General features: G+C 71.1%; 19 protein-coding genes. 3 read left to right on the forward strand and 16 right to left on the reverse strand.

Going from position 1 to position 24,209, the window contains the following annotated elements; all coding sequences use genetic code 11:
- Window positions 1–29: 29 nt before the first annotated feature.
- Together AC5RVZ_RS28500 and AC5RVZ_RS28505 are read left to right on the forward strand one after the other, a co-directional pair.
- A complete protein-coding gene (locus tag AC5RVZ_RS28500; protein WP_494068995.1) occupies window positions 30–482 on the forward strand; it encodes a GNAT family N-acetyltransferase in 453 nt (150 codons plus the stop codon).
- Between the two features lie 325 nt (window positions 483–807).
- Entirely contained in the window at window positions 808–1,680 is an 873-nt protein-coding gene (locus tag AC5RVZ_RS28505; protein WP_494068996.1) for an endonuclease domain-containing protein, read from the forward strand.
- A gap of 310 nt (window positions 1,681–1,990) precedes the next feature.
- Here the strand turns inward: AC5RVZ_RS28505 and AC5RVZ_RS28510 are convergent, their stop codons facing one another.
- The 13 genes from AC5RVZ_RS28510 to AC5RVZ_RS28570 form a co-directional block, all read right to left on the reverse strand.
- A complete protein-coding gene (locus AC5RVZ_RS28510) occupies window positions 1,991–3,802 on the reverse strand; it encodes an ABC transporter ATP-binding protein (RefSeq protein ID WP_494068997.1) in 1,812 nt (603 codons plus the stop codon).
- The gene (locus AC5RVZ_RS28515; protein ID WP_494068998.1) at window positions 3,799–5,622 is read right to left on the reverse strand and encodes an ABC transporter ATP-binding protein; all 1,824 of its coding nucleotides are present in this window, start codon (window positions 5,620–5,622) and stop codon (window positions 3,799–3,801) included. The genes AC5RVZ_RS28510 and AC5RVZ_RS28515 overlap by 4 nt, the downstream gene beginning before the upstream one ends.
- Window positions 5,623–5,932: 310 nt before the next feature.
- A complete protein-coding gene (locus AC5RVZ_RS28520) occupies window positions 5,933–6,475 on the reverse strand; it encodes a methylated-DNA--[protein]-cysteine S-methyltransferase (RefSeq protein ID WP_494068999.1) in 543 nt (180 codons plus the stop codon).
- Entirely contained in the window at window positions 6,472–8,058 is a 1,587-nt protein-coding gene (locus AC5RVZ_RS28525; protein ID WP_494069000.1) for an AlkA N-terminal domain-containing protein, read from the reverse strand. Before AC5RVZ_RS28525 ends, AC5RVZ_RS28520 begins: the two co-directional genes overlap by 4 nt.
- A gap of 248 nt (window positions 8,059–8,306) precedes the next feature.
- Window positions 8,307–10,361 carry a hypothetical protein gene (locus tag AC5RVZ_RS28530; RefSeq protein WP_494069001.1) on the reverse strand — a complete coding sequence of 685 codons (2,055 nt, stop codon included), beginning with the start codon at window positions 10,359–10,361 and terminating at the stop codon, window positions 8,307–8,309.
- A gap of 37 nt (window positions 10,362–10,398) precedes the next feature.
- Entirely contained in the window at window positions 10,399–11,466 is a 1,068-nt protein-coding gene (locus tag AC5RVZ_RS28535; protein ID WP_494069002.1) for a glycoside hydrolase family 130 protein, read from the reverse strand.
- A 2-nt stretch (window positions 11,467–11,468) separates the two neighbouring features.
- Window positions 11,469–12,308, reverse strand: coding sequence for a carbohydrate ABC transporter permease (locus AC5RVZ_RS28540; protein WP_309063724.1), 840 nt, complete (start codon window positions 12,306–12,308; stop codon window positions 11,469–11,471).
- Window positions 12,305–13,285 (reverse strand): carbohydrate ABC transporter permease, encoded by a 981-nt coding sequence (locus AC5RVZ_RS28545; protein ID WP_494069003.1) that lies wholly within the window; start codon window positions 13,283–13,285, stop codon window positions 12,305–12,307. The genes AC5RVZ_RS28540 and AC5RVZ_RS28545 overlap by 4 nt, the downstream gene beginning before the upstream one ends.
- Before the next feature lies 1 nt (window position 13,286).
- On the reverse strand, window positions 13,287–14,576 hold the full coding sequence (locus AC5RVZ_RS28550; RefSeq protein ID WP_494069004.1) for an extracellular solute-binding protein: 1,290 nt from the start codon (window positions 14,574–14,576) through the stop codon (window positions 13,287–13,289).
- Between the two features lie 26 nt (window positions 14,577–14,602).
- Window positions 14,603–15,637, reverse strand: a complete 1,035-nt coding sequence (locus tag AC5RVZ_RS28555) for a LacI family DNA-binding transcriptional regulator (protein ID WP_309063721.1) — start codon at window positions 15,635–15,637, stop codon at window positions 14,603–14,605.
- A 254-nt stretch (window positions 15,638–15,891) separates the two neighbouring features.
- Window positions 15,892–17,499, reverse strand: coding sequence for a bifunctional phosphoribosylaminoimidazolecarboxamide formyltransferase/IMP cyclohydrolase (gene purH / locus AC5RVZ_RS28560; RefSeq protein ID WP_494069005.1), 1,608 nt, complete (start codon window positions 17,497–17,499; stop codon window positions 15,892–15,894).
- Window positions 17,500–17,531: 32 nt separating this feature from the next.
- Window positions 17,532–18,146, reverse strand: a complete 615-nt coding sequence (gene purN / locus AC5RVZ_RS28565; RefSeq protein WP_494069006.1) for a phosphoribosylglycinamide formyltransferase — start codon at window positions 18,144–18,146, stop codon at window positions 17,532–17,534.
- Between the two features lie 4 nt (window positions 18,147–18,150).
- Window positions 18,151–19,620 carry a cell division protein PerM gene (locus AC5RVZ_RS28570; protein WP_494069007.1) on the reverse strand — a complete coding sequence of 490 codons (1,470 nt, stop codon included), beginning with the start codon at window positions 19,618–19,620 and terminating at the stop codon, window positions 18,151–18,153.
- Between the two features lie 124 nt (window positions 19,621–19,744).
- On the opposite strand from AC5RVZ_RS28570, the gene AC5RVZ_RS28575 reads away from it, so the two are divergent.
- Window positions 19,745–21,211 (forward strand): NCS2 family permease, encoded by a 1,467-nt coding sequence (locus AC5RVZ_RS28575; protein ID WP_494069008.1) that lies wholly within the window; start codon window positions 19,745–19,747, stop codon window positions 21,209–21,211.
- 89 nt (window positions 21,212–21,300) lie between these two features.
- Here the strand turns inward: AC5RVZ_RS28575 and AC5RVZ_RS28580 are convergent, their stop codons facing one another.
- Genes AC5RVZ_RS28580 through AC5RVZ_RS28590 form a run of 3 tightly spaced genes read right to left on the reverse strand, consistent with a single transcriptional unit; the run spans window position 21,301 to window position 24,198 of the window.
- On the reverse strand, window positions 21,301–22,044 hold the full coding sequence (locus tag AC5RVZ_RS28580) for a formylglycine-generating enzyme family protein (RefSeq protein ID WP_494069009.1): 744 nt from the start codon (window positions 22,042–22,044) through the stop codon (window positions 21,301–21,303).
- A gap of 52 nt (window positions 22,045–22,096) precedes the next feature.
- Complete coding sequence (locus tag AC5RVZ_RS28585; protein ID WP_494069010.1) at window positions 22,097–23,668, reverse strand: polysaccharide deacetylase family protein; 1,572 nt, start codon at window positions 23,666–23,668, stop codon at window positions 22,097–22,099.
- Entirely contained in the window at window positions 23,665–24,198 is a 534-nt protein-coding gene (locus AC5RVZ_RS28590) for a hypothetical protein (protein ID WP_494069011.1), read from the reverse strand. The genes AC5RVZ_RS28585 and AC5RVZ_RS28590 overlap by 4 nt, the downstream gene beginning before the upstream one ends.
- Window positions 24,199–24,209 lie beyond the last annotated feature (11 nt).

Raw genomic sequence — 24,209 nt, forward strand, 5'->3', positions numbered from 1 at the left:
GAGTCGGCCATGCCCGCTAGCCTGTGCGTATGGGTGACCTGCGACTCGTCGAACTCTCCGCCGCGACCATCGTGGCGGTCAACAATATGTCGCTCAAGCCCGGCCAGGAGCAGTTCCTCGCGCCGGTGAGCTACGGCATCGCGGCCACCGTGATGAACCCGCAGACGACATGGCAGCGGGTGGTCGTCGACGGCGATGAGGTGGTCGGGTTCGTCAGCGCGAACTTCGACCCCGATGCCCCGCAGGAGCACTTCCGCTCAGTGCTGTGGCGCATCAACGTCGACGCCGACGACCAGGGGCGCGGCGTGGGCCGGTTCGCCGTCGAAGGACTGATGGAAGAGGCGCGCCGGCGCGGGATGGATCACCTCAACGTCATCTACGAAGCCGGCGAGGGCGGCCCCGAGGCGTTCTTCCGCCGGGTGGGCTTCACGCCGGTCGGTGAGACGGAGTACGGTGAGGTCATCGCGGAGGTTCGGCTCTGAAGCCGCCGTCCGCACCCGACGTCTTCACGTGACCTCGCTCCGGCGAGGCATCCGACCGGCGGCGGGGCCTCGAATACCCCTCCCCCATCGAGGCCTCGTCGCCCCCGGTTCCCGTGACGCCTGCTCCGCGTCCTTTCGGTCCGGCGCTCGCGGATTCGGAGCAGAGACCCTGATTCGGGCGTCCTGACCGACGGCATCCGAATCCGGCATCATCCTCCGAATCGGAGGTCCCGCCCATTCCTCCACAGGCGTCTCATGGCGGGCTGCTTCCCCGTGCGATGCACGCCGCGATCGCGACGAGGCTCGAGGGCGCGAGGATCGGGGAATGTCCACGCGGTCGCCGATTCTGCGGCATCCGGTTCTCCCTCTGCAGGACTGGATCGATGCGCGCGGCGGAATCGCCCATCGCGGCGCGGCGATCACCGCGGGCTACCGGCCCACCGCAGTCCGACAGGCCATCGGGGACGGAAGCGTCGACCGTGTTCGCCGATACTGGCTCGCGACGACGAAGGCTCCTCCGCCGCTCATCGCGGCAGCGCAGGCGACGGCGCTGCTGGCCTGTGTGTCGGCGGCCAGGCACCGCGGCTGGTGGATGCCGGACCCGGTCGCGCACGACATCCGTCTGCACATTGCGGTCAAGCCTCATGGCGAAAGCCCGCGCGGAGCTTATGCCGTGCACTGGTCGCGCCCGATCGTGCCGACGGGACGATTCGAACTCGTGGAATCCGTCGAGGACTGCTTGCAGCACATCGCCGACTGCACCCCGCCGGAAGCGGCCCGCGTGCTGTGGGAATCGGCGGCGAAACAAGAGCGGCTCTCGATCGAGTACCTGAGGCAGGTGACGTGGACGTCCCCGGCAGCGCGCGAGCTGGCCGAGCAGATCAGCGGGCTCGAGGACAGCGGTATCGAGACGCTCTTCACCTTCCGCCTGCAGCGCCCGTGGCTGCGGATCCGGCAGCAGGTCATGATCGCCGGGCACTACGTGGACGCCCTGATCGGCGAACGCCTGGTGGTGCAGATCGACGGCTTCGAGTACCACTCCCGCGCCGCGGATCGAGAACGAGACCTGGCGCATGACTCAGAACTGCGGGCGCGAGGGTACTCCGTCCTCCGGTTCGGGTACTCCCAGGTCGTTCGTGACTGGCCGTCGGTCGCGGGTGCCGTCAACCGGGCGATCGCCGCGGGCCTCCACCGCTAATCGGCACCAGGCCGGCGTGGTCACCCGCGTCGCCGGCTTCCCGCGGATTCGGATCAGGAACCGGGATTCGGAGGCATCCCACCACCGAATCCGAATCCACGCAGGATCTCCGAATCCACGAGCAGGATCGCGGCATCCGCCCACCGATGAGCACTCCTCGCAGATGCGGCTCGAGCGCCCGGAATCGGACGCTGCGGTGAATCCCGCCCGAATCCGCGGGAGATCTCCGAATCCGCGAGAAGAATCCCGCAACGACGGATGCCCCGGCCCGGCGCGGCTGCGCGGGACCGGGGCATCCGGTGAAGAGGAGCTAGACGAGCGACTCTCGCCACGCGGCGTGCAGCTGCGCGAACTTGCCGTCGCCGCCGATGAGGGCCTCGGGGGCGTCGTCCTCGATGATGCGACCGTGTTCCATGACGAGCACCCGGTCGGCGATCGCGACCGTCGACAGACGGTGCGCGATGATGATCGCGGTGCGGTCGGAGAGGAGCGTCTGCAGCGCGTCCTGGATCTGCCGCTCGCTCGGGATGTCCAGCGACGCGGTCGCCTCGTCGAGGATCAGCACCGCCGGGTCGGCGAGGAAGGCACGCGCGAACGAGATCAGCTGCCGCTGCCCCGCCGACACGCGTCCTCCGCGCTTGTTGACGTCGGTGTGGTATCCGTCCGGCAGCCGCTCGATGAAGGCATCCGCCCCCACCGCGCGAGCCGCGGCCTTGATCTCGTCGAGTGTCGCGTCGGGCTTGCCGAGCGCGATGTTGTCGGCGACGGTTCCGCTGAACAGGTACGCCTCCTGGGTGACCATGACGATCGCGCGGCGGAGATCCTTCGGGTGCAGCGACCGCAGATCCACGCCGTCGAGGGTGACACGGCCCTCGGTCGGGTCGTAGAACCGCGAGACGAGCTTGGCGAGCGTCGACTTGCCGGCTCCCGTCGTGCCCACGAGCGCGACCGTCTGGCCGGCCGGGATGTCGAGCGAGAAGTCGGGCAGGATGATGCGGTCCTTCGAGTATCCGAAGAGGACGTCCTCGAACCGGATGTGGCCGCGCGCGGTCCACAGATCGACGGGGTTCTTCGGGTCGGGAACCGTCGGCTCCTCCTCCAGCACACCCGACACCTTCTCGAGCGCGGCCGTCGCGGACTGGTAGGAGTTCAGGAAGAACGCGACCTCCTGCAGCGGCGAGAAGAAGTTCCGCACGTACAGCACGGCCGACAGCAGGAACCCGATCTCCAGCGCGCCGCCCACGACGCGGATGCCGCCCCACGCGACCACGAGGGCGAGGGTGACGGATGCCACCGCCATCAGCGCCGGCTCGAACGTGCCGAACAGGCGGATCGACCGCATGTTGACGTCCCGGTACTCCATCGCCTGCCGGCCGAACTCGTCGTCGTTGCGCTCCTCCTTGCGGAACGCCTTCACCGCGCGGATGCCGGTCATCGTCTCGACGAACTTCACGATCACCCGCGCGCTGATGACCCGCGATTCGCGGTACACCAGCTGCGAGCGGGTGTAGAACCACCGCATCAGCAGGAACAGCGGGATGCCCATCACGATGAGGATGACGCCCGACTGCCAGTCGATGATGAGCAGCGCGATCAGCGTGAATGCGCCGTACAGGATGCCAGAGACGAGCTCGTTCAGACCGCCGTCGAGCAGCTCCCGGATGGTGTCGAGGTCGCTCGTCTGACGCGAGATGATGCGGCCCGACGTGTAGGACTCGTGGAACTCCAGGCTGAGCTTCTGCGTGTGCAGGAAGATGCGCTTGCGAAGGTCCAGCATGATCGTCTGGGTCAGGCGCGCCGCGACGACGACGTACCAGCCGATCAGCGCCGCACCGCCGAAGGCGGAGACCAGATAGACGGCGACGACCCCGATGGTCGGCATCCAGTCCATGCGCTCGACCACCGCCGGCAGCGCGTTGTTGATGCCGAACCCGATCAGCGCGGGACCTGCGACACGCAGGACCGTCGAGACGATCAGGACGACGGCGGCCAGGACCAGCTGGCCGCGCACGGGCGCGACGAGTGAGCTCAGCAGCCGCAGCGAGCGCTTGCGGATGGCCTTGCTCTCGGCGCGCGTGTAGTCCGAGCGGTCTTCGCCGCTGGTGCCGATGACGGTGCTCACAGGTTCACCTCCCTCTCCCGCAGGCGGGCTTCCTCGACCTCGAGGCTCGAGATCACGTGACGGTAGTGCTCGCTCTCGCGCAGCAGCTCCGAATGGGTGCCGACCGCGGTGACCCGCCCGGCTTCGAGCAGGGCGACCCGGTCGGCCAGCATGACGGTGGAGGGGCGGTGCGCCACGACCAGCGCGGTGGTCTCGCGCAGCACCACGCGCAGCGCGTCTTCGACCAGCGCCTCGGTGTCGACGTCCAGCGCCGACAGGGGGTCGTCGAGCACGAGCACCGACGGGCGCGCGGCGACCACGCGGGCCAGAGCCAGCCGCTGCCGCTGCCCGCCGGACAGCGACAGTCCCTCCTCGCCGATGACGGTGTCCACGCCGTTGGGAAGGTCGTCCACGAAGCCCGCCTGCGCGACGTCGAGGGCCTCGAGCAGGATGCGCTCGGCCTCAGGACTGCCGGGTTCAAGGTCCTCGCGACCGAGCAGCACGTTGTCGCGGACGCTCTGCGAGAACAGCGTGGCGTCCTCGAAGGCCATGCCGATGTGGCGGCGGAGCTCCTTCAGCGTCAGGTCGCGCACGTCGACGCCGTCGAGGGTGACGCGACCGCCGGTGACGTCGTACAGCCTGGTGGGAAGCGTCGTCAGGGTCGTCTTGCCGGACCCCGTGAGACCCACGAGCGCCATGGTCTCCCCCGGTCGCAGGACGAGGTCGACCCCGTTGAGGAGGTCCGGCTCGTGAGCGGCGGCATCCTGATACCGGAAGTGGACGTCTTCGAACGCCAGTTCACCCCGCGGACGCTCGATGGAGGCCGGGCGCTGCGGGTCGACGATGGTGTTCGGCTCGTCGAACACCTCGAAGATGCGGTCCGTGGCCGTACGGGCATCGAGCAGGAACGAGAAGAGGAAGCCGATCGACTCCATCGGCCAGCGCAGCACGGTCGCCATCGCGAAGAACGCGATGAGCTCGGGTCCTTCCAGCTGCCCGAGCGCGGTCAGGTAGATCCCGGCGCCGAGGCAGAGCGCGAAGGCGATGTCGGGCAGCAGCACGAGCCAGAACCAGATCCACCCGATCGCGCGGGCCTTGCTCAGTTCGGTCTCGCGCAGCGTCTCGGCCTGCCTGGTGAACTTCTGCAGCGCGTGCTTGCCGCGACCGAAGGCCTTGAGGACCCGGATGCCGTGCACGCTCTCCTCGACGGAGGTGGCCAGGTCGCCCGCCTGGTCCTGGGACTGCCGCGCGAGCCGGCCGTACGTCTTCTCGAACCGGTACCCGGCGTACCACAGCGGCGCCGAGGTGACGAGGAAGAGCGCACCCAGGAGCCAGTGCCAGCGGAACAGCAGGGCGGTTCCCGCCGCGATCGTGAGGGCGTTGACGATCAGAAGCACGAGGCCGAACGCGAGCCACCGGCGCAGCATGCTCATGTCCTGCATCATGCGGCTGAGCAGCTGGCCGGACTGCCAGCGGTCGTGGAAGGCGACCGGCAGCCGCTGCAGGCGCGAGTAGAAGCTCTGGCGCAGCTCGTACTCGACGCGCGTCGCGGGCCCGAGCACGAACCAGCGACGCAGCCACACCATGGCCGCTTCGGCGAGCCCGAGCGCGAGGATCGCGGCGGCTCCCCAGGCGATCGCGGTGAGGTCACCTGAGCTGATCGGACCGCGCACGATCTGCTCGAGCACGAGGGGGATGCCCAGCGCGAGGAGGCCCGCGAGGAGCGCGCTGACGCCGCCGAGCACGAGGCGCGGCAGGACGGGCTTCACGAACGGGATGAGCCTCGCGAGGGCCTTCGGGGTGGACAGTTCGGACCGGGGCGAGTCGGCGGTGGTGGTCATGATCCTTGTGGGACGAGAGGAGGCGGGTGACCCGGACGGGGGTCGGGAAAGGATGACGTGCGGGAGCGGTCGGAGACGACGACGCCTCGCGGAGCGCATCGCGCCGTGGGACGGCGGTGTGCCGACGTCTGCTGGAGGAATGCGGGAGGAGCCGCTACCCCTGGATGCGGATCCGGCCCGCTCCGGCGGCACGGAGGACGAAGGCGGTCTTCGCGGCGACGGCGGCCTGATACATGGCATCCTCCATGGCTCGAGCGGACAGGGCTGCCGCGCCTTCCGGCGCGACAGCCCTCCAGCCTAGACCTGGGAATTACCTGAGCGCAATGGCGACTTCCCGCGTCTCGTCGACGAGCGCGGGAACGCCGGCCTCCCGGTCGAGCAGGCTCCGCTTCACCTCGAGCCCCCACGCGAACCCGCCGAGGGCTCCGCCGGTGCGCAGCACACGGTGGCAGGGGACGAACAGGGCGGGCGCGTTGCGCGCGCAGATGGATGCCGCGGCACGCACCGCGTTGGCCGAACCGAGCGCCGCGGCGAACTCGGTGTAGGTCAGCGGAGCGCCCGGCGCGATGCGCCGCAGCGCCTGCCACCCGGCTTGCTGCATCCGGGTGCCGTACTGCCGCACCGGCACGTCGTCGATCGCACCGACGTCGCCGGCGTAGTAGGCGGCCACCGCCGCGGCGGCATCCGTCTCCCCCTCGCGCACAGCGTCGGGCCGGTCGGCCGCGCGGAGGCGTCCGACGATCCGATCGACCTCGTCGGTCCAGCCCGACGCGAGGACCCGGCCCGCCTCATCGGCGAGGATCGTGAACGCGCCGTCCGGCGTGTCGATGGTCTGGATGGTCGCGGTGTTCATGAGGTCGCCTTCATCGAGGACGTCACGGGAACGGGTGCCACGGCCGAGGCGCGGCTCGGGCGCCTCGGTGATCGCATCGGGCGCGCCGGCCGGACCGGCTTGGCCGGCACCGCGCGCCAGAGATGTGCGGTGACATAGCTGCGCCACGGTGCGGAGCGGGCAGCCCACACCGTCAGCGCCCGGGCGTCGGATGGGAGTCCCGCTGCGGCGGCACCCGTGCGCACGGCGACGTCGCCGGGAAGGAACACGTCGGGATCGCCGAGCACCCTCATGCGCACGTAGTCGGCGGTCCAGGGACCGATGCCCGGCATCGCGAGAAGCGCCTGCCGCTGCTCGGCGCCGTCGTCGCCGGGCGTGAGGATCAGAGAGCCCTCTGCGAGGGCCGCGGCGACGCCCGTGAGCGCCCGCGTGCGGGCGGCGGGTCCGCGCAGCACCTCGTGACCTCGCTCGGCGATCGCGGCCATCGTGGGGAAGAGCTTCTCCGCTCCCGTGTGGCCCAGTTCCGGGACGTCCTCGCCCAGGGCGGCTGTCAGGCCCGTGAGCGCGGTGCGCGCGGCAGCGACGGTGATCTGCTGCCCCACCATCGCCCGGATGAGCATCTCGTGCGGATCTGCCGCCCCCGGCACCCGGATGCCGGGTAGCCCCGCCACCAGCGGCGCGAGCTCGGGATGCCGCGACAGCGCCTCGTCGATCGCGATGGGGTCGGCGTCCAGGTCGAACAGGCGGCGCGCGCGCGTCACGAGTGTCGACAGGTCGGCGAGGTGTGTCAGCCTGGCGCGCAGTCGCACCCTGCCCGGTCCGTCCAGGCGCAGCTCGAACCACGCCGGTCCGTGCGGGAGCCGCAGCGTCCGCGCGAACGAGGACGGCGTCGCCGTCTCGGCGCCGGCGACCGCGCGGGCCGACATCCACGCGAAGAGCCCGTCGGCGTCGAGCGGACCGCGGTGCGGGAGCACGAGGTCGATCGCCGTCAGCGCGGCCGACGCGACGTGGGAGGAGTCGGCGGCGGCATGGAGCGGCCGGCGGCGCGCACGCAGCTCGAGCGGAGGCATCCCGAACACCTCGCGGATGGTGTCGTTGAACTGGCGGACGCTGGCGAAGCCCGCGGAGAAGGCGACGTCGGCGGCCGGCAGGTCGGTCCCCACGAGCAGCATGCGCGCGGTCTGCGCCCGATGGGCGCGGCTGAGCGCCAGCGGCCCGGCCCCCAGCTCGGCGGTGAGCAGCCTGGTCAGATGCCGCGGCGAGTAGCCGAGTCGCCGGGCCAGCCCCGGCACGCCTTCGCGTTCGACCACGCCGTCGGCGATCAGCCGCATGGCGCGCCCCGCGATGTCACCGCGGAGGTTCCACTGCGGCGAGCCCGGCGCCGCCTCGGGCAGGCATCGTTTGCAGGCCCGGTAACCCGCCTCGTGCGCCGCGGCGCTCGTGGGATAGAACGTCACGTTCGACGGCTTCGGCGTGCGTGCCGGGCAGCTCGGGCGACAGTAGACCCCCGTGGAGCGCACGGCGGTGACGAACTGGCCGTCGAAGCGCGGGTCGCGCGAGTCGATCGCGCGGTACCGCTCCTCGAAGGTCATCGCCGTGGTCATGCCACCAGCCTGACACGACCCGTCGACGTCCGCTCGCGGAAATCGGACACGGCTGTGGGCGGGCGAGTCGCCGCCTCACGCCTGCGGACTTCGGACACAGCGCTGCGGTTGCCGCCCCGTCGCCAGCGCGCAACTCAGGCAGAACCGGTTGCCGCCGGCACCGGGGGCAGCGCGGAGATCGGATCTGCCTGAGTTATGCGAAAGGGATGCGCACGACGCGCGAAGCGGCGCGCCGGGCGCTGCCGTCGTCACCCGACGATGATCGCGAACCCTCCGCTCGGGAGCACGATGCGCCGCTCACCGGTGATGTCCCGGCGATGGACGACGTCACCACCGGCGTCGTACACCGTGAGCGTCGTCTTCTCCCCCGCTGTGCCGACCCGGACCGGTTGCGGCACCGCGGCGCTGGAGTGGACGAGCTGCGTCGTGCCGCCCTCGCCCGTGAGAACGAGACGCGACTCGACCGGCCGGACGAGGAGGGCGTCCAGCATGAGCGAGCCCGACGTCACGTCGACGCGCACGCGTTCCCGGTTCGCGAGCACCGGCGCTTGCAGCGACCACGGCAGCAGCACGCCCGGAGCCGGCGAGATGCCCTGGTCTGGGCCGTGCGCCCGCAGGAGTCCGAGCGGCATCCGTTCCGCCGTCCACAGCGACGAGCTCGTCGCGCCGGGATCGGTCCACACGACCGGCTCGATCCACCGGCGCGTGTCGTCCTCACCGAGGTCGAACACTGCGTGCTCGCCGCGCGCCAGCGTGAGGGCGTCGCCCGACCAGCTCGACTCCCCCGTCCACGACGTCGGAGTCGACACCGTGCCGTCGGTCTCGGCCGCCGTCTCGGCTTCCGCCACGCGGAGGCCATCGCGCTCGGCGATGGTCGCGACCGACGTGGCACGCTCGCCGAGGCCGGGACGCGCGTCCAGTGCGAGCATCGTGAGCAGGCCGTGGATGGTGCTCTCGGCGCCGCTGTTGCGGTTCACCGAGCCGTCCGGCTGCAGCCCGTCGTAGGTGACCCCGGTGCCCGGGTCGTACATCACCGCTCCGGAGCGGTTCGCCCCGAAGTACCACGCCGCCTGCATCGCCGCCAGGTCTTCGAACCCCTGCGACCCCGAGGCATCGGCGACCGCCAGCAGCGACTGGACGCGGGAGTCTGCGCCGTAGGCGATCTGCACCCTGTCCGTCGGGCTGGGGAACCATCCGTTGTCCGGGCCCCCGGCGGTCAGCAGCGTCGGCGTGAACACCGCGGCGTCCTCCACCGCGGGTTCGGCAAGCGCCGGCTCGTCCAGGGCGACCGATGCTGCGGCCAGCGCAGCCGGCATCTGCGACGCCCACGCATGCCACATGCTGCGCGACTGCGCCCACGGCAGGATGGCGCCGTACGGCCACGACTGGACGTCGCCGGCGGACATCGCGGCGATGCCCTCGGCGAGCATGCGAAGGGCTTCCGTCGCCCCCTCATCGTCCGGGCGGGCCGTTACCCGGGCGGCGAGGCCCAGCACAGCCTCGGCCGACGCATCCGCGCCGTCGACGATCAGCCAGGCCGGCACGCGCATCCCGTCGCTCTCGGTCCACTCCCCGTAGCGCGTCAGCACCTGACGGTCGATGTCGTCGACGGCGAGCGCGAGGCGGTCTTCGAGGAAGCCCGCGAAGTCCGGATCGGCGTCCGCGAAGGCCGCGTACCCTTCACCGAACGCCCAGATCGTGCGCGCGAGCCAGTAGCTCGGCCCGGAGTCGGACGGGTCGGGCAGCTCCACGGGCTCCGCCGACGGATTGAGCGTGCCGTCCGGCTGCATCCAGAGGACGACGTTGCCGGCGTTCGGACCGTCCGCGGTCTGCAGGTACGCCAGCGCACGCAGCAGTTCGTACGCCGTCTGCCTGCTGGCGTCGTCGCCGGTCTGCTGCCAGTGCCGCACGTACACGACGGCGGCGCGGGAGACGTCGTCGGCGTTGAACGCGCCCTGCCCCCAGTGCCCCGTCGCCGGGTCGAGCGGGCCGCCGCCGACCCGCTCGAACGTTCCGCCGTCCCGCGCATCGGCGTACGTCCACGGCATGACGAGCGTCGGCTCCTCCGCCAGTCGATACGTGGTGTGCCCCTCGATACCCGGTGGCGGCGTCACGTGGTCGAGGAGGAAGTTCAGGTGGGCGAGGTTCGTCAGCGGCACAGCCGCGACCGATCGACCGGGGGCGGTGCCCGCGGCAGCATCCTGAGCGGATGCCGTCGCGGGCGCCGCCAGCCCGATGGTGAGGGCGAGTGCGGCTCCGGCCACGGCCGGAACGCGCGCACCCCGTCGTGCGAGCGGAAACATGCGGATCCTTCTGTCGTGCGGCCTGGCGGCCGCGGTGTCAGGCGGTGTCGTCGGTGCGCTCGAGGAGAGCGACGCCGATCTTGGAGTCGGCCATCCCGTAGAAGACGAACAGACGTCCGTCGATCTGCTCGATGGCCGTGGGGAAGACGACGTTGGGCACGATCCCGCTGCGCTCGTCGTCGGTCTCGGGTGCGAGCAGGGGCTCGGGCGTGCGCGCGAGCACGGTGCTCGGATCCGCGGCGTCCAGGAGCAGGGCGCCGGCGGCGTAGTTGACGCGCTGCTGCTGCGCGAACGCGCTGTCGATCACGCCCGTGACACCGTGGTGCAGCACCAGCCAGCCCTCGGGGACGCGCAGCGGCGGCGGGCCGCCGCCGATCTTGACCTCCTCGAACGCGAACGCGGGGCCGGCGACGAAGCGATGCTGCTCCCACAGGACGAGGTTGCGGATGTCGTCGCGCACCGCGTCCAGCGGCACGTAGCTGATCCAGATCGACTGGCGCGCATCGGTCACGCCCGCCGGCAGCCGCACGCCCTGACCGGGCTTGGTTTCGCCGAGGTCCCACATCGGGCGGTGCAGCACCGCGAGCGCCTCGACGCCGTCGGGCGCCGTGACCGGCTCGGGGAAGAACACCGTGTCCTTGTTGTGGAACAGGTTGAGGTCCATGTCGAGCTCGTCCTCGTAACGGAACAGCACCGGGCCCAGTCGGCGCCACTCGCGGAGGTCCTCGGAGACGGCGAGGGCGGTGCGCGGTCCCAGAGGCCCGTATGCCACGTACGTCATGACATGGAGTCCAAGTGTGTCGATCCACGTCGTTCTGGGATCCTCGACACCGGCGTTCCCCACGCCGCGCTCCCAGCCGCGGTCGGGCTCCAGCACGACGCCCTCGCGCTCGACGCCGGTCGGGATCCCCTCCTCCACGACCACCCGGGCAAGCCCCACGCGCGAGACGTTGCCCTCGGCGACCAAGCGCGGGAGCAGATACAGCTCCCCGTCCGGTCCGCGCCCGGAGGCTGGATTGAGCACCCCCTCGGCCTCGAGCGGGTCGCCGGGCTGGGGCGTCATGACGACGCCGACACGGCGCAGTCGGTAGGGGATCTCGGGCATGGTCATCCTTTCACTCCGGATCCGAGGTCGTTGGTCGTGAAGTACCGCTGGAACACGATGAACAGCGTCACGGCGGGGACCGCGAGCACGACCGCGCCGGCCATCATCGCGCCGAAGGGGTTCGAGGTGGATGCGGCGATGTTCGAGATGAAGTTCGCCAGTGACACCGCGAGCGGCTGCATCGAGGCCTCCTTCGTGATGAGGAAGGGCCACAGGAATTCGTTCCACGGACCGATGAAGGTCAGCAGCACGGCCGTGAGAAGCGCAGGGCGCACCAGTGGCAGGGCGACGCTCCACAGCAGTCGGAACTCGCCGGCACCATCGATGCGGGCCGCGGAGAACAGGTCCGGCGGCAGCTGCAGGAAGTACTGCCGGAAGATGATCACCGCGGTGGAATTGATGAAGAACGGCAGGATCATCCCCATGTAGGTGTCCGACAGTCCGTAGTCCCGCGCGATCATCACGTACAGGGGGATCATCAGCAGCTGGAAGGGGATCACCTGCACCAGCAGCGCCAGCGCGAATGTCGCGCTGCGGCCACGCCACTGCAGCACGGCGAGCGCATAGCCGGCCAGCACCCCGAAGACGACGGTGCCCAGCAGCACGCCGCCGGTGAAGATGCCGGAGTTCAGCAGTCCCTGGAGCAGGTTGATCCGCTCGTTGATGGCGGCGTAATTGTCGCCGGTGAGATTCGCCGGGTCGGGGAACGCCCCCGCGGGCGTCGGATCGACGTCGGTCTGCAGCGACCCGACGACCATGTAGTAGAAGGGGAACAGGAATGCGATGGCGCCGAGGCTCAGCACGACGTACAGCGCGACCTTGCTGCCGAGGGCTCGTCTCATGACTCGTCGCCTCCCACGAGCTTGCGTTGGATCGCCGCCAGGATCAGCACGAACACGATGAGGATGACGCCGATGGCGGCCGCGACATCCGGGTTCCCCTGCTCGATGCCGCGCTGGTAGATCAGCAGCACCGGGGATGTCGAGGCCCCGTTGGGTCCACCGCCGCCGGTCAGCAGATACGGCTCGGTGAAGAGGTTCGCCCCGGTGATGGTGGACAGCAGTACGACCAGGAGCGTCGCCGGCCGCACCCCCGGAACCGTCACCGAGAAGAACTGCCGAACACGGCCGCCGCCGTCCACCGCCACCGACTCGTACAGCTCCTTCGGGACGTTCTGCAGCGCGGCGAGGTAGAGCAGGATGTAGAACCCCAGCCCCTTCCACGTGACGAAGAGGGCGATGGTCGGCATCGCGAGGGAGCTGTTGACGAGCCACGACGGGTCCGGTGCCAGCGGTCCCAACACATTGTTGACCAGGCCGTTGCGGGCGAAGAGGAACAGCCACACCGACACCACCGCGACGGATGCCGTCACGTACGGCAGGTAGTAGCTCACGCGGAAGAACGTGCGCGCGTGGACGATGCGGTCAAGCGCCGTGGCGAGCACGATCGAGAGGATGACGGTGAGGGGGACGTTGATGAGGAGGAAGATCCCCACGTTGCCGAACGCCTGCCACACGTCAGGGTCGGTGAGCACCGTCACGTAGTTGTCGAAGCCGACGAACGGCCGGTCGACCTCGGCGCCGGGAGCGGCGAAGAAGTAGTCCTGGAACGACATCCACACCGCGAAGACGATCGGCCATGCGAACACCACGACGACGAAGGCGAGATACGGCGCCGAGAACAGGATGCCGAGAGGCTGGGCGCCGAGGATCCGCCTGCGCCGCCGGGACGTGGCGGCAACCCCTCCCGCGGCCGGGCCCGCGGGCCGGCCCGGGTCGCCCCCGGTCCGGCCCGCGGAGGCCGCGACATCCGTGGTCATGTCAGCTTCCCGCGGCGAGCTCGCCGATCCGGGCGGCGGTGTCGCTGAGGAACTCGTCGACGGGGACCTCGCCGAAGATCACGGACTCGGAATAGCCGTCGCGGAAGGCCTGCCAGATCTCCACCGAGTTCTGCACGTTGGGCACCTCGACCGTGCGCGATGCCTGGTCGCCGAACTGCTGATACGCCGGATTGGCCTCGAAGTAGTCAGGGTAGGTGTCGGTCAGGTTCTGGCGGAGCGGCATCTGCCCGGTCTCCTCCAGCCAGATCCCGTCCTGCTCCTCGCTGGTGGCGAACTTCAGGACGTCCCATGCGGTGGCCTTGTTCTCGCACGCGGTGTAGAGGCCGACGTTCTTCGCGTCACTGAAGGTCCATGTCTCGTCGGGAGCCGTGCCGTCCTGCGTCGGCACGGGAACGGCGCCCCAGTCGACGTCCTCGCCGTACACCGAGATCGCCCACGGCCCGACGATCGCCATCGCGGCGTAGCCGTCGGCGAACGCGTCGCCTTGGTACTGCTCCTGGCCGGCGAGCTGCTCTTCGTAGAGGGTGCGCCAGAACTCTGCGACGGCCCGACCGTCCTCGCTGTCGAACGTCGCCGCACCGTCTTCGACAAGCAGTGTGCCACCCGTCTGAGCGGCGTACAGCGGGTAGAAGTCGAACCACGACTGGAAGAACTCGCTCGTGGGAGCCGGGTTGATCGCATACTGCGCGACTCCGGCCTGCTTGAGCGTGCGCGCCGTGGCGAGGAACTCGTCGTACGTCCCGAGCGGCGGGTTCTCGGGGTCGAGGCCCGCCTGGGCGAACATCGCCTTGTTGTAGAAGATCATCACCGGATTGGACTTCCACGGCATCTGGTAGAAGCCGCCGTCCTCGGAGCGGTACTGCTCGGCGATGTCGCCACTGCGCTGCGTGATGTAGTCCTCGCCGTCGTCGAACTCGGACAGGTTGACCAGGCCCCCCTGCTTCTGGAACTGGGGCACCGCGGCGGGCGAGGTGTTGAAGATGAGGCAGGGCGCGTTGCCGGCGGTGATGGCGGCGCCGATGACCTCTTCGCTGGATGCTCCCGCGGGGATCTCCTGCGCCTTGATCTGCTCATCCGGGTGCTCGGCGTTCCACGCCTCCACCATCTGCTCGCCCCAGGCGATCTCGGCCTCGTTGTTGGAGTACCAGATGGTGATGTCGCCGCGGCTGTCCATGCCGTCGCCCGCTGAGCCGCCTCCGCCTCCGCCGCATGCGGTGAGTGTGAGAGCTCCGGCCGCGGCGGCTGCCGCGAGAATGATGCGTCGTCGCATTATCTGCTCCTTGTTCGGTCGCGGCGTCAGCCGCGGGGGTGGTCGGGGGCGGGCCCCGTGGACTCGCGCACGACGAGGGTCGGCTCGGCGAGATGGATGTGCGATTCGGGCGCGCCCGACAGGGTGTCCAGCAGCGCTTGCGCGGCCGCGCGGCCCCACGCCCGCGCGTCGGTCGCGACGGAGGTGAGAGCCGGGTGCAGGTGTCTGCCCAGGTCGGTGTCGTCGAAGCCGGTGATGGAGAGGTCGTCGGGCACCCGCAGCCCGAGACGCTGAGCGACACCCAGGCCCGCCACCGCCATGTGGTCGTTCGAGTACACGATCGCCGTCGGGCGGTCTTCGGCGGCGAGCAGCCGGCGGGTCGCCTCGGCTCCCTCGGCGGCGCTGAAGTCGGTCGCCACGACGATCGGCTCGAGGCCGGCCTCGGCTGCGCTCGACGAGAACGCGTCCGACCGGCGTTGACCGTGCAGCATGGTGGACGGCCCAGCCACGTGGGCGATACGGCGATGCCCGAGTCGCGCGAGGTGCTCCACGGCCCGGCGGATGCCCGCCCCGTCGTCGACCGAGACGGAGGAGAAAGGGCTGTCCACGTCCGGTCGGCCCAGAGTGACGGCGGCCAGCCCCAGTCCCTGGACCAGCGCGATCCGCTCGTCGCCGGCTCGCAGGTCCGTGAGGACGACCCCGTCGACGCGGCGGTCGCCGGCCAGACTCCGGTACGTCGCCGCCTCCTGCCGGCCCGGTGTCGCGACCGCAAGGACCAGGACCTGACCCGACGTCGCGAAGACATCCTCCAGACCCGCGATCAGCGAGTGGAAGAACGGGTCGGCCGCGATGACGTCCGTGCTTCGGCCGACGACGAGTCCGCACGCGAAGGAGCGGCCGGTGCTCAGCGAGCGCGCGCGCAGGTTGGGCGTCCATCCCAGGTCGCTTGCCGCTTCGAGGATCCGCCGGCGGGTGTCGGGCGCGACTCCCGGACGGTCGTTCAACGCGAAGGAGACCAGGCCTTTGCTCACGCCGGCCCGGCGCGCCACATCGGCGATCGTCGGCGGAGGCGTCTGTGCCATCGCGTGCTCCCAATCGGATCTAAACCGGTTCAAACCTAAAGCGGTTTAGTCGGCGGCGCAACCCCCTCCGGAACGTGGCTGCGGGAGGCACCGGGCGCCGCGGTGCGCGCACAACTCAGGCGGAACACGTCGCAGGCGGCATCGCGGCGCCCCGCAGCCGGAATCCGCCTGAGTTGCGCGCAGGGGACGCGGAGGATGAACGCGCAGCGCCGGCGGCCCGAGGCCACCGGCGCGTGCGCGTCCGAGGACGGCGCTCAGTGGAAGAAGTGGCGCTCCCCGGTGAAGAACATCGTCACGCCGGCGGCCTGCGCGGCGGCGATCACCTCGTCGTCGCGCACGGATCCGCCGGGCTGGACGATCGCGCTGACGCCCGCGTCGATGAGCACCTGCGGTCCGTCCGCGAAGGGGAAGAAGGCGTCGGATGCCGCGACGGAGCCGGCGGCACGATCGCCGGCACGCTCGACGGCGAGGCGGCACGAGTCGACGCGGTTGACCTGCCCCATGCCGATGCCGACGGTCGCGGAGTTCTTCGCGAGGACGATCGCGTTGGACTTCACCGCACGGCAGGCCTTCCAGGCGAAGATGAGGTTCGTCATGTCCTCGTCGGCCGGGCGCTGCCCCGACACCAGCTGCCAGTCCTTCGCGACCGACTCGATGTCGTCGGGGAAGCGATCCGCGTCCTGCAGCAGCAGGCCGCCGGAGACGAGGCGCACATCCATGCGCTCCTGGCGCCAGTCCGGCGGCAGCTGCAGCAGGCGCAGGTTCTTCTTCGCCCGGAACACCTCGAGCGCCGCGGGCTCGAAGTCCGGCGCGACGATGACCTCGGTGAAGATGTCCTTGAGGTTCTCGGCCATCTTCAACGTCACCGTGCCGTTGGCGGCGATCACACCGCCGTAGGCCGACACGGGGTCGCACTCGTGAGCTCGCAGGTGCGCGCTGGCGATCGGGTCCAGCGCGTTGGGTGCGGTCACCGCGATGCCGCAGGGGTTGGCGTGCTTGATGATGGCGACGGCGGGCTTGACCATGTCGAACGCGGCGCGCAGGGCGGCATCGGCGTCGACGTAGTTGTTGTACGACATCTCCTTGCCCTGCAGCTGCGTGGCCTGCGCGATGCCGTGGCCGCCGACGCGGGTGTAGATCGCCGCGCGCTGATGCGCGTTCTCGCCGTAGCGCAGCGTCGCGAGCCGCTCGGCCTTGATCGTCAGGTGCGCCGGGAGGCCGTCCTCGACGAGCGTCCCCTCCGCGAACCATGCCGAGACCGCCGTGTCGTAGGCGGCGGTGTGCGCGAACGCGCGGGCGGCCAGCTCCTTGCGTTGGGTCAGGCTCGTGCCGCCGGCCGTGCCGATCGACTCGATGACGGCCGGGTAGGACTCGGGCGAGACCACGATGGCGACGTTGGCGTAGTTCTTCGCCGAAGCCCGGACCATCGCCGGCCCGCCGATGTCGATCTGCTCGACGACCTCGTCGCCCTGCGCGCCCGAGCGCACCGTCTCGACGAACGGATACAGGTTCACCACCACGAGCTCGAACGGCTCGATGCCGAGCTCGTCCAGCTGCCGCTCGTGGTCCTCGAGGCGCAGGTCGGCCAGCAGCCCGGCGTGGACGTTCGGGTGCAGGGTCTTCACTCGCCCGTCCAGCGACTCCGGGAACCCGGTGACGCTCGCGACATCCGTCACCGGGTACCCCGCGTCCCGGATCGTCGCCGCGGTCGAACCCGTCGACACGATCTCGATGCCGGCGCCGGCGAGCGCCTCGGCCAGCGACAGCAGATCCGTCTTGTCGCTCACCGACACCAGCGCCCGGCGGATCGGGACGACGTCGCGGTGACGGTACAGGGCGGGGTCGTGGCTCGGTCCGGCCATGGCGGGGAACTCCTCGGTTCTGTGATGAGGGATCAGGAAGCGGATGTCGCGTGCCCGGCGGCGGCGGCCGCGCCGAGGTCCAGCTCGCCGGTGGCCACGCGACGGACGACGTCGATCAGGAGGCGCCGTTCGACGGGCTTGATGCGCTCATGCAGGGCATGCTCGTCGTCGTCGGGCAGCACCGGGATCCGCTCCTGCGCGAGGATCGGGCCGGTGTCCACGCCGTTGTCGACGAGGATCACGCTCGCCCCGGTCTGCGCCACGCCCGCGGCGAGGGCATCGCGCACGCCATGAGCGCCGGGGAACTCGGGCAGATACGCGGGGTGCGTGTTGATGATGCGCGGCGACCACTCGGTCACGAGGGATGCCGGCAGCAGCCGCATGAGGCCGCTCAGCACGACGAGGTCGGGTCGCCAGACCTTCAGCTGGGCGTCGAGCTCCGCGCCCCACGCCTCACGCGAGTCGAACTGCGCGTACGGGACCGTGAAGGAGGGGATGCCGAACTGCTCGGCGTGGGCGAGGCCTTCGGCGTCGCGGTCGGCTCCGACGACGACGATCCGCGCGGGATAGTCGGGGTCTGCTGCCGCCTCCAGGAGGGCCCGCAGATTGGAGCCCGTGCCCGAGATGAGGACGGCGACCGACAGCACCCGCTCAGTCTAGCCGCGGGAGGTCGATGGGTTCGGTCCGCGCCTCCCCGGTCGCAGCGTCGACGGCGTCCTGCGACGTCGGATGTGCTCGCTCGCCCGACGCCGTGGGATCGGCGTCGCGACCCCGGGGGGACAGCAGGAGGATGGCGGCTCCGACCAGCACCTCGAGGCCCACCGCGAGCGCGATGCGACCGGCATCCGGGCCGAAGGCGGCGAGCCTGCCGGGACCGATCGAGCCGGAGGCGGCCGCGGCCAGCAGCGCCGCGGCGCCGGCGGCGACCACCGATATGCCGACCGCGATCGCGAGCCGGGCGCCGACGGGCTGGTCCCGCCGGTGCGGCGCATCCGTGTCGGCGCTTGCTTCCGCGTCCCGTCCGTGGCCGGACGCGGTCGAGGCCAGCAGTCCGTCGAGCACCGACGTCCTGGCGGCATCCCCGCGCGGCGTCTCGGGCAAGCGCGGGGCGCGCGCTCGAGGTGCGCGCGGCGCGGCCGTGCCGAGCAGGCGGGAGCGGGCGATCCAGCCCGCGAGCGCGCCCAGTCCCACGGGGACGAGGGCGAGGAGGAACAGCCATGACGAGGTCGTCTCAGGGATCGCCCCGAAAGCCGGAACTCCCGGGATGACGCCCACCTGGGTCCCCGCCGGCGACACGGCGGAGCCCTCGCCGACGGCGAACCCGGGCCCGACGCCGAACGACATCCCCCACACCACGAGCGTCGGAAGGTACGCCAGCTGCGCGAGCGTGAGGACGGATGCCCCCAGCACGTCGACGTTGCCCGCCTGGAACAGGGCGACGATCTGCCCGGCACGCGAGAACAGCGCCACGGCGGTCACCGCGGCGCCGAAGCCGATCAGCCCGACGATGACCACGGCCGACCCTCGGGCGACGAGCGCCGGCACGTCGGCCCACCCGTGCGGCGCGGCCTCGATCCGATCGCGCAGCCGCGCGATCGGCCCCTCGTCCGCCTCGCGCCATTCGGTCACGGCGGCTGCCAGGAGCGCGGGCAGCGTGAACAGCAGCACCGGGGTGAGCACCGCCCGCCACGGCTCGGCGACGGCGACCGGGTTCGGCGAGGTCACCGCCGCGCCGGCGGTCAGCCCGGCGAACACCAGCGAGCCGGTCACGACACCGGTGACCCACGCCTCCGCGCGCGAGGCGCGCACCCCCGATCGCGCGGCGAACACGGCGGTGAACGCCGCGAACGCGAGCGGCGCGAGCGAGACGGTGAAGGATGCCGCTGCCGCGTCGATCCCGGTGGCGGCGAGGTAGTCGGCAGGCAGCGACACGGTCAGGGGCACGAGATGGCCCAACTGCCATAGCGCCACCGCGGCCGGCCACAGGGAGGCCCAGTCCGCGTCGCCGCCGAAGCCGAACACCCACAGCAGCGTCAGCGGGGCGAGGGTCGCCGCGACCCCGACGGCCACGGCGAGCGCGGCGTCGACGGTGGCGAGAAGGGCGACGGTGAGGCGATGCATGCGCCATCGACCCTACTTCGCGCGGCGCCCATGGCCTGGTCGCGCGCGCGGGTGCCGCCGCATCCGCTCAGCGAGGCACGAGGCGCACGCGCGAGCGACTAACGTTCTCGTCGGAGGTCAATCAATGAGCACAGCCCCGTCCACCGCGTCCCCCACGACCGACGCGCCGGAGCCGAAGAACGGCTTCGACCGGTTCTTCGAGATCACCCGACGCGGGTCGACGATCGGCACCGAGGTCCGCGGCGGCGTCGTGACGTTCGTCGCGATGGCGTACATCGTCATCCTGAACCCGATCATCCTCTCCAGCGGTGTGGATGTCGCCGACAACAGCCTCGGCTTCCCGCAGGTGGCCGCCACCACGGCCCTCACCGCCGGTGTCATGACGGTGCTGTTCGGTCTCGTGACCCGCCTGCCCTTCGCCTTCGCGGCCGGTCTCGGGATCAACTCGTTCCTCGCCGTCTCCGTCGTCGGTCAGGTCACGTGGCCCGAGGCGATGGGCCTGGTCGTCATCAACGGCCTCATCATCGTGCTGCTGGCGGCGACGGGCCTGCGGCGCATGATCTTCGACGCGGTGCCGATCCAGCTGAAGCTCGCGATCACCGTCGGCATCGGCTTGTTCATCGCATTCATCGGCTTCGTCAACGCCGGCTTCGTCACCGCCACCGGTGCGTCCTCGCCGCCCATCGGTCTCGGTGTCAACGGCTCCGTCGGCACGGTGCCGACCCTCATCTTCGTCTTCACCCTCGTGCTGACGGGCATCCTGGTCGCGCGCCGGGTCAAGGGCGGCATCCTCATCGGCCTGGTCACCGGCACCGTCGTCGCCGTGATCGTCGAGGCGATCTGGAACATCGGCCCGATGTTCGACGGCGACGAGGTCAATCCCGGCGGCTGGAGCCTGTCGGTGCCCGAGCTCCCGGCCTCGCTGGTCAGCCTGCCCGACCTGTCGCTGGTCGGTGCGATCTCGTTCGGCTCCTTCGAGCGCATCGGCGTGCTGGCGGCGCTCATGCTCGTCTTCACGCTCGTGTTCACGAACTTCTTCGACGCGATGGGCACCATGACCGGCCTGTCGAAGGAGGCGGAGCTCGCCGACGAGAAGGGCGACTTCCCGCGCATCAAGTCGGCCCTGATCGTCGAGGGCGTCGGCGCCGTCGCGGGCGGCCTGACCTCCAGCTCCTCGAACACGGTCTTCATCGAGTCCGGCTCCGGGATCGGCGAGGGTGCACGGACCGGCTTCGCGAACGTGGTGACCGGTGTGCTCTTCCTCGTCGCGATGTTCTTCACGCCGCTGGTCTCGATCGTGCCGACCGAGGTGGCCGCGGCCGCGCTGGTGATCGTGGGCGCCCTGATGATGTCGCAGATCAAGTTCATCGACTTCTCGGACTTCTCGGTCCTGCTGCCGGTGTTCCTGGCGGTGACGGTCATGCCGCTGACGTACTCGATCGCCAACGGCATCGGCGCCGGCTTCATCGCGTGGGTCGTGGTGCGTTCCCTGTCGGGCAAGGCGCGCGAGATCAGTCCGCTGCTCTGGGTCGTCGCCGCCGGCTTCGTGCTGTACTTCGCACGCGGCCCCATCGAGGCGCTGCTGGGCTGACCCGAACCGGCCGCGAAGCATCATCGACGCGGCGGGGAATCGCGCACCGCGCGGCTCCCCGCCGCGTCCGCGGTTGCGGCGATCCGCCGTCAGCGGCGCGGCGTCCAGCCCGGCGGCACCGGGCCGTCGCTCGCGGCGCGCTCCTCGTCCGCGCGCGCGGACCACCCCTGCGCGGCATCCGTTCCGTCGAAGCCGCCACGTGCGACGCGGAACCCGACGTCGTCGTGGTGCATGCGCGGCGCGCCGCCCCGGCGCACCGAGGCCCTCACGCTCCAGGAGTCGTCGGCGAAGCCGCCGCCGCGGAAGACCCGGTAGTCGCCGTAGCGGGCTGGGTCGAGCAGGTCCCAGCACCACTCCCACACGTTGCCGAGCATGTCGAACAGCCCGAACAGATTCGGATGCTTGCCGCCGACCTCCTGCGGCGCGGTGACGCCGTCCGCGCCCGTCCACGCGACATCCGTCAGCGGGCCGTAGTGCGGTCCCGTCGACCCGGCGCGGCACGCGTGCTCCCACTCGGCTTCGGTGGGCAGGCGGAAGCCGTCCGCGTCCAGGTGCCACGTGACGTCCTCGCCGTCGAAGGTGTACGCCGGGTCGAGCCCTTCCCACTCGGAGGCGGCGTTGCAGAACCGGATGGCGCGCAGCCAGCTGACGTCGGTCGCGGGACGTCGCGGGTGAGCTGCGGGCTCGCCCAGGATCTCCGCCAGCTGCTCCTGCGTCACCGGGTACACGCCGATCTCGAAGGGCGCGAGGTCGACGCTCCGGTGGGTCTTCCGCCGCGCGTCGTGAAGCACCACGGCGCCGGCGCGGATTCTCGCCATCTCGATGTCGGCCACCGAGGCAGTATGTCACCCGGCGGGGAGACAAGGGCCGGCGCCGACCGCGATCTCACGGCGCGCGGCGCCAGGCCCCCGCGGCGGGAGGCTCGCCGCCGAAGAGCTGGCGCACGGTGACGAGCGTGAATCCCCGATCGAGGAGGCCGTCGTACACGGCGCCCGCTGTGCGCGCCGTCACCGTGTGCACGTCGTGCTGGAGGACGATGGAGCCGGCCCGAGGCCCTTCCACCGCGCGACGGATGAGGACCTCATCGGACGGTCCTCGCCAATCCTCCGTGTCGACGTCCCACAGGATCGCGGGCAGGCCGGCAGCGGCGAGCACCGCCGAGTCGTACTCCCCGTACGGCGGCCGGAAGGAGCGGACGGCCTGGCCCGACGCCGCCTCCAGCGCACGCGAGGTGTCGCGGATCTGCGCGCTCACCTGCTGCGCGGTCAGCCCGGGCAGGCGGGGATGGTTCCACGTGTGATTGGCGACCTCATGGCCCTCCCGGGTCATGCGTGCCAGCACCTCGCGGAAGCGCCCGGCGTTCGCGCCCTGCGCGTAGAACGTGGCGGCGGCGTCTCGCGCGGCCAGCTCGTCCAGGATGCCGGCGGTCAGGGGCGACGGTCCGTCGTCGTACGTCACGGCGACGCACGGCACCAGGGTGCAGTCGACAGTCCGCGCGCCGGCCGGTGCCAGGGACGGCCCGGTGTAGTCCTGGGCGGCCGCGGCGATCAGCCGCCTGCCGAACGGCGACACCAGCTCCTGTGCCACCTCGTTCGGCACGGCGAGCGTCATGGGCTCCTCGGTGGCGGCGACCCCGAGCGCCGCGAGCTCGGGCGCGACGAAGCCGGCGGCGACGGTGATGACCAGACTGTCGGCAGTCGGCACGGTCGTCGCCAGAGCCGCTTCCACCGCCGCCAGCTGGGCGTCGTCGCCGGCCGAGGCAGGGCGCTTCGTGAGGGCACCGGCGTCGCGGCGCAGCGCCTCGACGATGTCGGCGCTCAGCGTCTGGGCGGCGCCCTCCGCCCACAGCTGGTCGGCGGAGGAAACCTCGCCGGTCGAGGTGTCGGTGTAGACGATGGTGGTGGCGTCGGCGGTGACGCCCTCCGGTCCGCCGGCGACCACGCGCATGCGCTCGCCGAAGAACGGACCGGATGCCGCAACGACGTCGCACAGCACCGCCGTGCCGCGCCCGGCGGCCGGCCCGAACTCGGCGGAGCCGAGCAGATCCGCGGCATCCCGTTGCGTACTGCCCGGCACGCAGCGGCGCGCGGCCATCCCGGCACCGGCGGGCAGCGCCGCGGGGGTGTACGGGGAGCCGGATGCTTCCACCCGGTCATCGATCGCGCTGCGCACGAGCTGCAGGATCCTGTCGTTGAACGGCGCGGTGGTGGCGGTATGCGGCAGGAGCGCGGCCCGCACCTGGATCCCGACGGCGTCGTTGCGGATGCGCAGGCCCGAGGTCGCGCGGGCGTGCGGACCGCCGCCCTCCATGGCGAGCGCGAGCGGCGCGTCCACCGTGTGGACGATGCCGGAGGGCCAGGCGGGCGGCATCCAGTCGGCGCGAGCAGCCGGCGCGCACGCGGTGAGGACGACACCCGCCGCCGCGAGAGCCAGGGCCGCGGGACGGGGCGTTCTCACGCCCGGATCCCTTCCAGGAGATCGCCGACGGCGGGCCGATAGGCTGCGAGGCTCTCCGCCTCGCCGTCGGCCATCGTCACTCTCACGCGGACGCTCTCCGCACCGAGGTGGTTCGACACGGCGGCGAGCATCCCGTCCGGGGTGTCCACATGCACGACCGTCATCCCCGAAGCCAGCGTCTCCGAGCGCGCGGGCCCGCCGGCGTGCTCGTCGCCGGCGACGACGGCGGCGGCGTCGGCCGTCACGACATCCAGGCGCGCGTGCAGCGCGCCGTCCGGCGTCCGGACGCTGAGGGCGTCGGCGCCGTCGCGGATCACGATCCAGTCAGCGGGCACGACGACCTCGGCCCGATCCGCGATCGCGACCGGCGTGATACCGTCCGAGACCTCGCTGGCGAGGTTCGCCAGAGACGGCGGGACCGCGGCAGCGGCCGCGAGGGTGACGAAGGCCACCGTGAGCGCACCGCCGAGCAGCGCCCCGGCGATCTCCCACCGACGCGCCTTCGCCTCGCTGCGCAGCTCCCCGCTCACACCGCCCCTCT

This window comes from Arthrobacter sp. Cza30 (genome assembly GCF_059090765.1).

Coding starts and splice junctions, on each gene's coding strand:
- AC5RVZ_RS28540 (WP_309063724.1), bottom strand. CDS start 12,308: ATGAGACGAGCCCTCGGCAGCAAGGTCGCGCTGTACGTCGTGCTGAGC.
- AC5RVZ_RS28535 (WP_494069002.1), bottom strand. CDS start 11,466: ATGCCCGAGATCCCCTACCGACTGCGCCGTGTCGGCGTCGTCATGACG.
- AC5RVZ_RS28555 (WP_309063721.1), bottom strand. CDS start 15,637: ATGGCACAGACGCCTCCGCCGACGATCGCCGATGTGGCGCGCCGGGCC.
- AC5RVZ_RS28545 (WP_494069003.1), bottom strand. CDS start 13,285: ATGACCACGGATGTCGCGGCCTCCGCGGGCCGGACCGGGGGCGACCCG.
- AC5RVZ_RS28530 (WP_494069001.1), bottom strand. CDS start 10,361: ATGTTTCCGCTCGCACGACGGGGTGCGCGCGTTCCGGCCGTGGCCGGA.
- AC5RVZ_RS28575 (WP_494069008.1), top strand. CDS start 19,745: ATGAGCACAGCCCCGTCCACCGCGTCCCCCACGACCGACGCGCCGGAG.
- AC5RVZ_RS28505 (WP_494068996.1), top strand. CDS start 808: ATGTCCACGCGGTCGCCGATTCTGCGGCATCCGGTTCTCCCTCTGCAG.
- AC5RVZ_RS28520 (WP_494068999.1), bottom strand. CDS start 6,475: ATGAACACCGCGACCATCCAGACCATCGACACGCCGGACGGCGCGTTC.
- AC5RVZ_RS28550 (WP_494069004.1), bottom strand. CDS start 14,576: ATGCGACGACGCATCATTCTCGCGGCAGCCGCCGCGGCCGGAGCTCTC.
- AC5RVZ_RS28515 (WP_494068998.1), bottom strand. CDS start 5,622: ATGACCACCACCGCCGACTCGCCCCGGTCCGAACTGTCCACCCCGAAG.
- AC5RVZ_RS28500 (WP_494068995.1), top strand. CDS start 30: ATGGGTGACCTGCGACTCGTCGAACTCTCCGCCGCGACCATCGTGGCG.
- AC5RVZ_RS28570 (WP_494069007.1), bottom strand. CDS start 19,620: ATGCATCGCCTCACCGTCGCCCTTCTCGCCACCGTCGACGCCGCGCTC.
- purH (WP_494069005.1), bottom strand. CDS start 17,499: ATGGCCGGACCGAGCCACGACCCCGCCCTGTACCGTCACCGCGACGTC.
- AC5RVZ_RS28525 (WP_494069000.1), bottom strand. CDS start 8,058: ATGACCACGGCGATGACCTTCGAGGAGCGGTACCGCGCGATCGACTCG.